Here is a 12,170-nt window from a genome sequence, read left to right on the forward strand (position 1 = left end):
CACCGGCATCACCCCCACGGTCTTGGGCGGGGGCTGGGTGCGGCGCGAGCCCTGCGCGGGGGGGTCCGCTACGGGGGCCCCGGGCGGGGGCGGGTGCCCCGATTCTGTGTGGACCGCCGTGGGGGTCGCCGGTCCGGTCGTGGTGTGGACCGGGCGGAGGTGCCCGGCCGGTGGTGGTGCTGTCAGGCCGGGTAGGCGTTCGCGGCGAGCGCGGTGCCGCCGGGCCGGAACGCCGCCGGAGCGTGGATCACACAGGTCTGCGCGTACTCCCGCAGTCCTTCCTCGCCGTACTCGCGTCCGTAGCCGGAGCGCTTGACGCCGCCGAAGGGGGCCCGCAGGGTCAGCCCGGTGCGGTTGTGGGTGTTGACGAAGACGAAGCCGGCCTCGAAGCGCCGGGCGAAGTCGACCGCGCGCTCCTCGTCGGCCGACCAGACCGAGGCGCCGAGCCCCAGCTCGCCGGCGTTGGCCCGGGCCAGCACGTCCTCGACGTCGGTGTAGCGCAGCAGCGGCACCGTCGGGCCGAACTGCTCCTCGCCCACCACGGCGGCCTGTTCCGGCACGTCCACCAGCAGGGTCGGGGTGAGGAAGTAGCCGCCGTCGAGATCGGTGCCGGGATCGGTGCCGCCCAGCGGCAGGGCACGGGCACCGTCGGCGACGGCCGCGGCGACCAGGGCTTCGACCCGCGCCACCGAGGCGGCGTTGATCATCGGACCCATGGTGACGCCGTCGGCGAGCGCGTCACCGGTGCGCAGCACCCGGCCCGCCGCCGCGACGTACGCCTCGACGAACTCGTCGTGCCGCGAGTCGGGCACGTAGAGCCGCTTGGCGGCCATGCAGACCTGGCCGCTGGTGGCGAAGGAGGCCATCACCAGCCGCTCCATGGCGGTCGGGGAGAGGTCGGCGTCGGGCAGGAAGACCGCCGGGTCGTTGCCGCCGAGCTCCAGCACCGTCGGCGTTGTCCGGGTGGCGGCCTGAGCGGCCACGTGCCGGGCGGCGGCGCCGCCGCCGGTGAAGGCGACCTTGGCGACCAGTTCGTGCCCGACCAGCGCGGCGCCGGCCTCGGCGTCACCGTGGACGACCTGGAGCACGTCGGCCGGGAGGTGGGCGGAGAGGATCTCCACGACGGCGCTGATCGTCAGCGGCGCCAGCGGCGAGGGCTTGACCACCATGGTGTTCCCGGCCGCCAGCGCCGGACCGATCTTGAGCATGGCGAGGATGATCGGCGCGTTCCACGGGGTCACCGCGGCGATCACGCCGAATGGCCGCCGGCGCAGGATCAGCCGGCCGGCGGCGTCGTCGACCTCGTCGTCGGCCAGCACCGCCCCGGCGTGGTCGGTCACCCAGCGCAGGTACGTGGCGGAGAAGCCCAGCTCGCCCGCCGAGTCGGCGCGGACCTTGCCGCTCTCCCGGGCCAGCAGTACGGCGAGGTCGTCGATCCGGGCGGTCAGCGCGTCGGCGCCGGCGCGCAGCGCGGCGAGCCGTTCGTCGATCGTGGTGGCCGACCACCGCCGGTACGCCGCCTCGGCGCGGCGTACCGCCCGGTCGACCGTCGCCGGGCAGGCCACCTCGACCTGCCCGACGACCTCGCTGCTCCGCGACGGGTTCTCGCGGACGATCATGCCGCCACCGGGCGGAGCGAGTTGATCATCGAGCTGTTCAGCAGGTACTGCCGGCCGCGCACCGGGTCCGCGCCGATGGCCCGCAGCTCGTCCAGGTGCGCCTTGCGGGCGGCCGGGTCGGTGGCGCTCATCTTCTGGTAGTTGCCGTGCGAGACCTTCTGCACGAACGACAGGGCGATGTCGCGCCGCTTGGCCGCCGCCGCGTCCAGGGCCGCCACGTCCGGCGCCGCCGGGTCGAACGCCTCCGCGTACGCCATCGCGTCGTGGATGCCGGAGTTCATGCCGAGACCACCGAGCGGGTTGTTGATGTGCGCGGCATCGCCGGCGAGCAGCACCCGGCCCAGCCGGAAGGTCGACGCGACCCGCTGGTGCACCCGGTAGATGCTGTAGTGGGCCACGTCCCAGGGGCGGCCGGGATCGACGATGGCGCGCAGCCGCTCGTCGAGCCGGGCCAGCTCCACCTCGTCGGCGGTCTCCTCCGGGGTGGGCAGCAGCACCCGCCAGTGGTCCGGCGTCTGCAGCAGCACCGCCCACTCGACCGGGTCGAAGACGTAGTTCACCGCGGCGAGGCCGGGGATCAGCGCGGGCAGGTCCTCCCGGGTGGAGGCGACCAGGAAGCGCTCCGGGTAGGTGATGCCGTCGAAGCCGAAGTCAAGTCCACGGCGGATCGCCGAGTTCGCGCCGTCGGCGCCGATGACCCACTCGGCGCTGGCGCTGCGGCCGTCGGCGGTGGCAACCGTGACCAGGTCGTCGGTCTGGCTGACCTGCTCGATCGGCCAGCCGAACCGCACCTCGCACTGCGGGTGGGCGGCCAGGTGCGCCAGCAGGATCGGGGTCAGCTTCGACTGCTCGCACTGCACCCGGTACGGGTACGGCGTGTCCTGCGCCAGCAGCCCGAGGTCGAGCTCGGCGATGAGCCCTTCCTGCCGGTCGCGGTAGGCGAAGGTCGGCGAGACCAGGCCCCGCTCCATCAGCTCGTCCAGCACGCCGAGACCGGCGAGCATCTCCAGCGTCGGCGGGTGGAACGTGGAGGCGCGGGACTCGGCGGCGAGCCCCTCGCCGGCCTCCAGCACGGTCACCTTGACACCCTTGCGGGCGAGGGCGAGCGCGGCGGTCAGCCCGACCGGGCCGGCACCGACGACGATCACGTGGGTCATGGGGTTGTCTCCTGGGCGTAGCGGGCGTCGAGGGCGAGTGCGTCGTCCTGGCCGACGAGGGCGGTGAACTGCGGCCAGGTCAGCCGGGGCACACCGGCGGCGTGCCCCTGCCGGCCGATCGCGGCGTACGCCTGCGCGGCGGCGTGCAGAGCGGCCAGCACCCCGGCGACCGGATGCAGCAGCAACCGGACCCCGGTGGCGGCCAGGTCCTCCCGGCTCGGGGTCGCGGCGGTGTCTCCGCCGGCCTCCGAGCGGTTGACCACGAGCGGTACACCCGGCAGCGCCGCGTGCACCTCCGCGAGGGCGTCGAGGGTGTCGGCGCCCTCGACGAAAACGGCGTCCGCGCCCGCGGCCACATAGGCCCGGGCGCGGTCGATGGCATCGGCCAGGCCGGTGACGGTGTACGCGTCGGTACGGGCCACCACCACCAGGCCGGTGCCCGCCTCGGCGACGGCGCGGATCTTCGCGGCCGCCATCGGCAGGTCGATGAGGGTCTTGCCGGGCAGGTGCCCGCAGCGCTTCGGCTGCACCTGGTCCTCCAGGTGCAGCCCGGACACACCGACGGCGGCGTACCGCCGGGCGGTCCAGACGGTGTGCGGGACGTTGCCGTAGCCGGTGTCGGCGTCGGCGAGCAGCGGCACCCCGGCCGCGGCGCCGGGCATGCCGCCCAGCGCCGGCACCAGGCCCGCGGCCCGCTCGGCGACGTGCGTGCCGTGCAGGTACCCGAGATCGGGCAGCCCCAGGGCGAGCGCCGAGCAGACCGCGCCGGAGAGGTGCACCGCGCGGTGCCCGGCGGCTACGGCCAGCGCCGCGGTGGGCGCGTCGTAGACGCCGGGCGCGTCGACCAGGTCGGACCCGCGCAGCAGTGCGGCGAGCGGATTCATGGGCGCCCGTGCAGCGCGAATCCGCCCTCCACCCCGACCACCCGGGGGTTGGTGAAGAAGCGCAGCGTCTCGGCCGTGCCCTCCTCGGCGTAGCCGGAGAGGCCCCAGGCGGGACGCGGGGTGAACAGGTGCAGGCTCATGATGCTGGAGCCGTTGACCTTCACCTCGCCGGAGCGGACCCGGCGGGCGACGGCGGTGGCCTGCTCGGCGTCGGTGCCGAGCACGTACGCCTCCAGGCCGTACGGCGTGCCGTTGGCCAGCGCGACCGCCTCGTCGAGGTCGCGGTAGGCGTGCACCGCCGCCACCGGGCCGAAGATCTCCTCGGTGGTGTGCTGCGGGTCGACCCCGGTCACCAGCGTCGGGGCGAGGTAGTTGCCCTCGGCGGGTGCGTCCGGGGCGTGCGCCGTGCCGCCCTTGGCGACCAGTTCGTCGCGGGCGGCGGTGATCCGGCCCAGGTGCAGCGAGTGGATCAGCGGCCCCATGTCGGTCGCCTCGTCCAGCGGCGCCCCGATGCGCAGGGCGCCGAGCCGCTCCACCACGGCGGCGACGATCTCGTCGTGCCGGTCGGCGGGCAGCAGCAGCCGGCCGAGCGCCCGGCACCACTGTCCGTTGAGGGTGGTCAGCAGGTCCGCCGCGGCGCGGGCCGCGTCGGCGAGGTCCGCGTCCGGCATGATGATCAGCGGGTTGTTGCCGCCGAGTTCGAGCTGGACCGGCTTGATGTCGTACGCGCAGGCCGCGGCGACGGCCCGGCCGCCGGCCAGGCCACCGGTGAAGGAGACCGCGCGGATGCGCGGGTCACCGACGACCTGGGCGCCGGCGCCGGCGTTGCCCTGGACCATCTGGAAGACCCCGGCGGGTACGCCCGCCGCGGTCAGCGCCTCGTCGATCACCCGGGCCAGCAGCTGTGTGCCGTACGGGGCGAACTCGCTCGGCTTGAGGATGGTGGTGCAGCCGGCCGCGAGGGCGTTGGCGACCTTGTGGGCCGCCATCGCCGCCGGGCTGTTCCAGGGCACGACGCAGGCGGCGGGCCCCCAGGGGAGCCGGTCCACCTCGACGGTGCGGCCGTCCTCGCGCTGGGCGGTGCTGCTCAGCCAGCCCTCGCGCAGCTGGGCCGCGGCGAGCCGGAACGAGCCCTCCATGATCATGCCGACCGGGGTGGTCTGCCGGATCGGCACACCGGTGGCGGCCGACTCCAGCGCGACGATCTCCGCCGTACGGGCGGCGACGGCGTCGGCGACCGCGTCGAGGATCTCGGCGCGGCGGCCCGCCGGCACCGACGACCAGACGCCGGTGGCGTGCAGTTCGTCGGCGACGGCGAGCGCCTGGGCGATGCGGTCGGCGGCGGTGCCGAGCGCCGGACGGAGCTGCGCGCCGGTCGCCGGGTCCTCAAGGGCGAAGCCGAGTTCCTCGGTGCACGCGGCCCAGCCGCCGGCCACGAGGTCGGCGGTGGGCTCCAAGCGGGGCGCGATGCTCATTTGGCGACGTTCGCGAAGAGGGTGTTGGCGCGGTCGGTGGTGACCATCGAGGCGGCCTCGAGGCGGCCCCGCTCCGGCGGGAAGGTCATGACCAGGCCCATCGACAGGTCGCGCAGCGCGCGGCCGATGCTGCCGTCCATGGTGGCGCCGGAGGTGCCGGAGGCCTTCAGGCAGCCGACGGCGACGTCGAAGGCGGCCTCGCAGATCGAGCCCTTGGCCATGCGCCACTGGCGGTACACGTCGTCCTTGGCGGCGATCGGCGGCTCGGAGGTCTCCAGCAGCAGCTGACGGCGCAGCCAGAGGTAGGCCGTCTCCAGGCGCTCGGTCATGTCGCCGATGATCACCTGGTGCATCGGGCTCTCGGCGATCGACTTGCCGGTGTCGGCGAACTTCTTGCTCATCAGCCGGTCCAGCGTCTCGTCGTAGATCGCCTGGGCGGCGCCGACGTAGGTGGCGGTGATGGCGAGCTGGTTGCCGACGAAGCTGCCCCGGCTGCACTGGAGCATCTTCACGAAGGCGCCGGGCACGGTCAGCGCCTCGTCGGCCGGGATGAATACCTCGCTGAGGGTGACGCCGTGGTTGGCCGACCCGCGCATGCCCAGGCCGTTCCAGAAGGGCCGCTCGCCGACGCCCTCGGCGTCGCGCGGGACCAGGAAGAGGGCGAGGCCGTTCGCGTCCTCGGTGCCGTCGATCTTGGCGGTGACGAGGTAGGTGTCGGCGATGCCGGTGGCGCAGCCGAAGGACTTCTCGCCGTTGAGCGCCCAGCCGCGTACGCCGTCGCGCTCCACCGGGGTGGCGGTGGTGGCGATGGCGATGTTCGCGCCGGAGCTCTTCACCGACTCGCTGGCGAAGTTGGCGAGCCAGACGCCGTCGGCCATCCGGGTGAGCACCTTCTCGGCGAAGGCCTTGACGGTCGGCACGTCGGCGTCGTCGAAGAGCCCGGCCTCGATGGCCTCCAGCGGCAGGGTGCCGCGCGAGGCGCTGGTGTTGTGGAAGAAGAAGGCCAGCGCGGTGGAGGGGCAGGCGGTGCCCATCGCGTAGGTGGCGGCGGCGAGGTCGCGCAGGGTGCCGCCGAGACCGCCGTACTCCTTCGGCACGACCAGGCCGAGCAGGCCGGCGTCGCGCAGCAGCTTGATGTGCCCGACGGGGAAGGCCCCGTCGGCGTCGGCCTGGGCGGCGGCGGCGCGCAGCGCCGGCAGGACCTGCTCCACGCGGGCGGCGCGGTCCTTCTCGTCCGGCGTCATTTCGTCGAGGAAACGCTCCCCGGTCAGGCGGTCGACCATGGTTCTCTTCTCCAAGTCTGTGGATCGTGCGCTGCGGGCGGGCAGCGGTGTATTACGAGGTGGTGCTGGAGAGCAACGCTTCGTCGGCCACCGGCTCGTCGTCGCAGACGACTCCGAGCTGGCGGGCGAGCAGGCGCAGGTCTGCGGCGGGCAGCCCGTCGGGGGCGGCGCCTTCGACGGCGTCGAAGTGCCGGACCCCGCTCTTCATCGCGACGAGCGCGTTGACCAGGCCGAGCCCGTGGTGGGCGCGCAGGCGTACCCGCACCTCGGCGGGGCGGACGCGGACCCGGGCGTCCTGAAGGACCCGGCGGACCTGCAGCGGGGTGGCCTCGGCCAGTTCGGTGCAGCCGACCTGGACGCAGCCCAGGCCGGTGAGCTCCTCGAGGGCCCCGAGCACGGTGGATTCGCGCTCGGCGGTGAAGGCGTCGTTGACGTAGCCGATGGTCCGCAGGCCCCGGGCGTCGGCGGCGGCGTGCACCTCGGCGGCCCGGGCCAGGTCGGTGCGGTCGCTGATGCTGAACTCGATGTGGTCGGCGTGCTCGGGCGCCGAGGCGACGTCGTCGGGAGTGGCCACCGCGAAGACCCGCGAGCGCGGGGTGACGGTGACGGTGATCGACTCGGGGAGCGGGTCGGCGAGCTGTCCCCAGGCCCGGGAGTGGAACAGCAGGGGTGCTGTCACACGCGGGGTCTCGGTGGCGAGCACCTCGCCGACGAAGATGGTGTGGTCCCCGCCGGGGTGGGCGTAGACGACCCGGCAGTCGAGCCAGGCGTTCGCATCGGCGAGCACCGGCGCGCCGGTGGCGGCGGTGACCCAGGTGGCTTCGGCGAACCGGTCGGTCACCCCGGGCTGCATTCCGGCGAAGCGCCGACCTATTGCGGCCTGGTCCTTACCGAGGATACTGACCGCGAAGACACCGGAGCGCTGCACGAGCTCCTTTGTCGGAAGATGGTTGCCGAGGCAGATCGAGACCAGTGGTGGGTCCAGACTGACCGAGGAGAAAGAGCTCGCGGTCATGCCGTGCGGGGCGTGTTCGGGCCCGTCGCCGAGGGTCGTCACCACACCGACGCCACTCGGCCACTGCGCGAGTGCCGAGCGGAATTTCGCGGTATCGATTGGCACCTGGCCTCCGTTTCGCTGTAGGAAACGCTGTTGCCGCTACGGTAACGATCCTCGGTTTGTCGTGTCAATGACGCTTCGGTTGGGGAACGGTGTTTTCCTCGGCGGAATCAGCCACCTAAACTGGCAGCGATGACGCAGTCAGGGGGAAGGCCAAGTGCCAACTAGCACCGCAGCTCGTAACGCGAACGGTACCGAGGAGGGTGAGACCTCCTCGCGCTCCATTGCGGCGGTCGAACGTGCCATGGACGTCCTGCTGCTCTTCGGCCGCAGCGCCCAGCCGGACTTCGGCGTCACCGAGATCGCCACCGAACTCGGCCTGACCAAGGCCGCCGTGCACCGCATCCTCACCGCACTGCGCAGCCGGGACCTGATCACGGTTGACCCGAGCACCCGCCGGTACGCCCTCGGGCATGCCGCCGTGGCGCTCGGCCGGGCGTACCTGGCCCGCACCGACCTGCGCGCGATGGCCGCGCCCGAGCTGCGCCGCCTCGGCGAGCAGACCGGGGAGACCGCCACCCTCTCGCTGCGCCGGGGCAACACCCGCCTCTACGTCGACCAGGTCGTGCCCGAGCAGGAACTGCGCATGGAGGTCGTGCTCGGGGTGCCCTACCCGCTGCACGCCGGCAGCTCCTCCAAGGCGTTCCTGGCCTTCCTCGATGAGGCCGAGCTGGAGGACTACCTCAGCCACGGTCCACTTGAGCGGGTGACCGAGCGCACCATCACCGACGTGGCGAAGCTGCGCCGAGAGGTCGCCTCGATCCGCCGCAAGGGCTACGCGATGTCCCTCGGCGAGCGTCAGCCCGGCGCCAGCTCGCTGGCGGCACCGGTCTTCGACCACGACGGGCACGTGGTGGCCGTCGTCAGCGTCGCCGGGCCGACGGTGCGTTTCAAGGCCGACCAGCCCGAGAACGTCGCGGCGCTGCTGGAGGCGACCGCCCGGATCTCCGAACAGCTCGGCTACCTCGCCCGGGCCTGACAACTCCGCCGGCAGCCCGCGCCGCGCCCACGGCCCGTTCGGGCGGGGCTCAGCCAAGGACTCGGCTCAGCCAAGGACTCGGCTCAGCCAAGGGCCCGGCTCAGCCCAGGACCCGGCTCGACCCAGGGCGCGGCTCAGCCGAGGGTGAGGCCCGCGCCCGCGGCGATCCGGCCGGCCAGCCGCGGCAGTGACTCGGCGATCGGCTCGCGGATGATCTCGGTGGCGAGATCGTCGTACGGGGTCGGTTCGGCGTTGACGATGATCAGCCGGGCGCCGGTGGCGACGGCCAGGTCGACCAGGCCCGCCGCCGGGTGCACCTGCAACGAGGTGCCGACCGCCAGGATCAGGTCACTGGCGAGCACCGTGCTGCGGGCGCTGTTGAGCACCGCCGGGTCGAGGGTCTCGCCGAACATCACGGTGGCCGACTTCAGGATGCCGCCGCAGGTCCGGCAGGCCGGATCGGCCTCGCCGCCGGCGACCCGTTGCAGTGCCTCGCTCATCTCCGACCGGGCCTTGCAGCGGATGCACTGGACCTTGCGGGCGGTGCCGTGCAGCTCCAGCACATCGTCGTCGGTGAGCCCGGCGGCCTGGTGCAGCCCGTCGACGTTTTGGGTGATCACCCGCAGCGGCAGCCCGGCACGCGCGAGCGCCACCAGCGCCCGGTGCCCCGGCCCTGGAACGGCCGACAGCAGCCGCGACTCCCGGCGCATCTGCCAGGAGCGACGCCGGATCTGCGGGTCGTCGAGGTAGTACGAGTAGGTGACGAGCTTCTCGGCCTCGGGGTCGCGCCGCCACACCCCGTTCGGGCCGCGGTAGTCCGGGATTCCGGAGTCGGTGGAGATGCCGGCCCCGGTGAGGACGGCAAGCAGGGAGAGGGGCGCCGGCACGGCCCCGGCCGGACCCGGTTGCTGCTCGCTCATCCGGCCAGGCTAGGCCGTCGAGTCACGTACCGGCTGCCCCGGGGGTGGCCGGGCGGCCCCGCAACCGCCCTCGGGTGCCGATCCGGGACCGTCTCCTGCTCGCGGTGACGGCTCAGGCGGGCGGCGGAGCGTCCCGCAGTTCGCGCTTGAGGATCTTCCCGGCGGCGTTGCGCGGCAGGGCGGCCACCACCTGGTACTCCTTGGGGGCCTTGTAGCCGGCCAGCCGCTCGCGAGCGTGGCCGTCGAGCGCCGCGGTCAGCGCCGCCGCGTCGGCGTCGCCCTTGGCCACCACGTACGCCACGACCCGCTCGCCCCACTGCTCGTCGGGGCGGCCGACCACCGCGGCCTCGACCACGCCGGGGTGGGTGGCGAGCACCTCCTCGACGTCCCGCGGGTAGACGTTGACGCCGCCGGTGATGATCACGTCCTTCTTGCGGTCGACGATGGTGATGAAGCCCTCGTCATCGACGGTGACGATGTCGCCGCAGGTCAGGAAGCCGTCGTCGGTGGTGCAGGCGGCTGTCGCCTCGTCGTTGTCGAGGTAGCCGTTCATCAGGTACGGCGAGCGGCTGTAGAGCTCGCCCGGCTCGCCCGGGGCCACCGGCTGCCCGTCCTCGCCGACGACGCGGACCTGGGTGGCGAACCACGGGTGGCCGACGCTGCCGGCCTTGCGGCGGGCGTCGGCCGGGCGCAGGTTGCTGATCACGCCGCCCTCGGTGGAGCCGTACAGCTCGTGCACGCCGGCGTCGGGGAACGAGTCGAGCACCCATTCCTTGAGCGGCTTGGGCAGCGCCGAGGCGTTGAAGTAGAGGGTGTCCAGGCTGCTCAGGTCCGCGACGGCGGCGGGGTTCTCGGTCACCGCCCGGATCTGCTGGGCGTGGGTGGGGACCATGAAGACCGACTGGGCGCGCTCGGCCTCGATCTGGGTGAGCATCCGTTCCGGGTCGAACTTGCGCAGCATGCTCACCGTGCCGCCGCAGTAGACCGCCGCGTACGCGAAGGCGAAGCCGGCCCCGTGGTACATCGGCGCGACCGCGATGGTGCGCCGGCCGGGGCCGAGCCCCCACTCGAGGGCGGTGGCGTAGAAGGTCAGCGACCGGGAGCGGTGCGAGATCTGCACGCCCTTCGGATCGCCGGTGGTGCCGGAGGTGTAGGCGACGCAGAACGGGTCGCGTTCGTCGACGGCGATCCAGGGGTCGACGGCGCGGGCGTCGGCCAGGGCTGCCTCGTAGTCGCGGCCGAGGCTGGTGCCGTCGAGGCTGAGGACCAGCCCGGTCGCGGCGGCGGCGTTGGCGGCGGCGGCCGCGTACGCCTCGTCGACGATCAGGGCCCGGGCCTTGGAGTGGGCCATGATGAAGTCGACCTCGGCGGCGGTCAGCCGGGGGTTCAGCGGGACCAGGACCAGGCCGGCCTTGGCGACACCGGCGGCGATCTCGGGGTACTCCAGCCGGTTGCCCATCAGCAGCGCGACGCGCTCGCCGGGCGCCAGGCCCGAGGTGAGCAGGGCCTGCGCCAGCCGGGAGGCCCGGTCGTCGAGAGCCGCGTAGCTGAGGGTGCGGTCGCCGTCGATGACGGCCACGGTTCGCGGGGTCGCGCGGGCGAACTCCCGCACGCCTCCGGCGATGGTGAGGTCGGCGCCTCCGGCAGAGAGCATGGCTGAATGGAAACACCGTTTCAATTACCGCGCAAGGGTTCCGGCACGGAGCGGGACGCCGCGCGGCCCGGCCGGGACGGCAGCTCCTGCTGCCCTCCCGGCCGGCGTGCGTACTAGGCGGCCGGGGGGAACATTCCGGCGCGGCCGAGCTGTCCGGGGACGGTCACGTCGAGCTGCCGGCCGATCCAGACGCCCGCCTCGGCCAGCGCCGCCACGTCCACGCCGGTCTCGATCCCGGAGCGGTTGAGCAGGTACGCCAGGTCCTCGCTGGCGATGTTGCCGGTCGCCGCCGGGGCGAACGGGCAGCCGCCGATACCGCCGGCGCTGGCGTCGAGGGCGCGTACTCCGGCGTCGAGCGCGGCCATCGCGTTGGCGTACCCGGTGTTGCGGGTGTTGTGGAAGTGCGCGCGCAGCGCGGCGGCCGGGGCGACCTCGCGCACCGCGGCGACCAGGTCGGTGACCTGCCGGGGCACGCCGACGCCGATGGTGTCGGCGAGGCAGATCTCGTCCGGGTTGGCCTGGGCGGCCGCGGCGGCCAGGTCGCGCACCGCGCCCACCGGCACCTCGCCGGTGTACGGGCAGCCGAAGGCGGCGGCGATCGTGACGGTGGTGCGCAGCCCCGCCTCGCGGGCGCCGGCGGCCACCTCGCCCCAGACGGCGAGCGAATCGGCGGTGGACATGCCCTGGTTGCGGCGGGAGAATTCGTCAGTGGCGACGATCACGTAGTTGATCTCGTCCACCCCGGCGCTGGCGAGGGCACGATCGAGTCCGCGCCGGTTGAGCACCAGGCCGATGTAGGCCACGCCCGCGTCGCGGGGGACGCCGTCGAGGACCGCCTCGGCGTCGGCCATCTGCGGCACCCGGCCAGGGTGAACGAAGGCGACGGCTTCGATCCGGCGGACGCCGGCGGCGACAGCGCGTTCGATGTAGGCAACCTTGGTCGCCGCGTCCAGGATGGTCTTCTCGTTCTGCAGTCCGTCGCGCGGACCCACCTCGACGAGTTCCATGCGCCCTCCGGTTCCCCTAGCGAAACAACGTTTCCCAAGTGTAGGGTCCGGGCACGTTGTGAGAGAAGTAGGAGG

General features: G+C 73.4%; 10 protein-coding genes. 1 reads left to right on the forward strand and 9 read right to left on the reverse strand.

Going from position 1 to position 12,170, the window contains the following annotated elements; translation table 11 throughout:
• Positions 1-182 precede the first annotated feature (182 nt).
• Genes ACK8GG_RS01160 through ACK8GG_RS01185 form a run of 6 tightly spaced genes read right to left on the reverse strand, consistent with a single transcriptional unit; the run spans position 183 to position 7,538 of the window.
• Complete coding sequence (locus tag ACK8GG_RS01160; RefSeq protein WP_440355299.1) at positions 183-1,619, reverse strand: aldehyde dehydrogenase family protein; 1,437 nt, start codon at positions 1,617-1,619, stop codon at positions 183-185.
• Positions 1,616-2,776 (reverse strand): FAD-dependent oxidoreductase, encoded by a 1,161-nt coding sequence (locus ACK8GG_RS01165; protein WP_440355300.1) that lies wholly within the window; start codon positions 2,774-2,776, stop codon positions 1,616-1,618. Before ACK8GG_RS01165 ends, ACK8GG_RS01160 begins: the two co-directional genes overlap by 4 nt.
• On the reverse strand, positions 2,773-3,660 hold the full coding sequence (locus ACK8GG_RS01170) for an isocitrate lyase/PEP mutase family protein (protein WP_440348704.1): 888 nt from the start codon (positions 3,658-3,660) through the stop codon (positions 2,773-2,775). The genes ACK8GG_RS01165 and ACK8GG_RS01170 overlap by 4 nt, the downstream gene beginning before the upstream one ends.
• On the reverse strand, positions 3,657-5,135 hold the full coding sequence (locus tag ACK8GG_RS01175) for an aldehyde dehydrogenase family protein (RefSeq protein WP_440355301.1): 1,479 nt from the start codon (positions 5,133-5,135) through the stop codon (positions 3,657-3,659). Before ACK8GG_RS01175 ends, ACK8GG_RS01170 begins: the two co-directional genes overlap by 4 nt.
• On the reverse strand, positions 5,132-6,433 hold the full coding sequence (locus ACK8GG_RS01180) for an acyl-CoA dehydrogenase family protein (protein WP_440354427.1): 1,302 nt from the start codon (positions 6,431-6,433) through the stop codon (positions 5,132-5,134). Before ACK8GG_RS01180 ends, ACK8GG_RS01175 begins: the two co-directional genes overlap by 4 nt.
• Positions 6,434-6,470: 37 nt before the next feature.
• Positions 6,471-7,538 carry a flavin reductase family protein gene (locus ACK8GG_RS01185; RefSeq protein ID WP_440348701.1) on the reverse strand — a complete coding sequence of 356 codons (1,068 nt, stop codon included), beginning with the start codon at positions 7,536-7,538 and terminating at the stop codon, positions 6,471-6,473.
• A gap of 154 nt (positions 7,539-7,692) precedes the next feature.
• On the opposite strand from ACK8GG_RS01185, the gene ACK8GG_RS01190 reads away from it, so the two are divergent.
• Positions 7,693-8,514: an IclR family transcriptional regulator gene (locus tag ACK8GG_RS01190; protein WP_440348700.1), complete on the forward strand. Its 822-nt coding sequence runs from the start codon at positions 7,693-7,695 to the stop codon at positions 8,512-8,514.
• Between the two features lie 134 nt (positions 8,515-8,648).
• Here ACK8GG_RS01190 and ACK8GG_RS01195 read toward each other — a convergent pair whose 3' ends face one another.
• From ACK8GG_RS01195 to ACK8GG_RS01205, 3 genes are all read right to left on the reverse strand, one after another.
• Positions 8,649-9,434, reverse strand: a complete 786-nt coding sequence (locus ACK8GG_RS01195) for an SIR2 family NAD-dependent protein deacylase (RefSeq protein WP_440355302.1) — start codon at positions 9,432-9,434, stop codon at positions 8,649-8,651.
• 112 nt (positions 9,435-9,546) lie between these two features.
• Positions 9,547-11,088, reverse strand: coding sequence for a class I adenylate-forming enzyme family protein (locus ACK8GG_RS01200; protein ID WP_440355303.1), 1,542 nt, complete (start codon positions 11,086-11,088; stop codon positions 9,547-9,549).
• A 113-nt stretch (positions 11,089-11,201) separates the two neighbouring features.
• Positions 11,202-12,095 carry a hydroxymethylglutaryl-CoA lyase gene (locus ACK8GG_RS01205; protein WP_440355304.1) on the reverse strand — a complete coding sequence of 298 codons (894 nt, stop codon included), beginning with the start codon at positions 12,093-12,095 and terminating at the stop codon, positions 11,202-11,204.
• Positions 12,096-12,170: the final 75 nt, after the last annotated feature.

The sequence above is a fragment of the Melissospora conviva genome, assembly GCF_049523535.1.
GTDB classification, from domain to species: domain Bacteria; phylum Actinomycetota; class Actinomycetes; order Mycobacteriales; family Micromonosporaceae; genus Melissospora; species Melissospora conviva.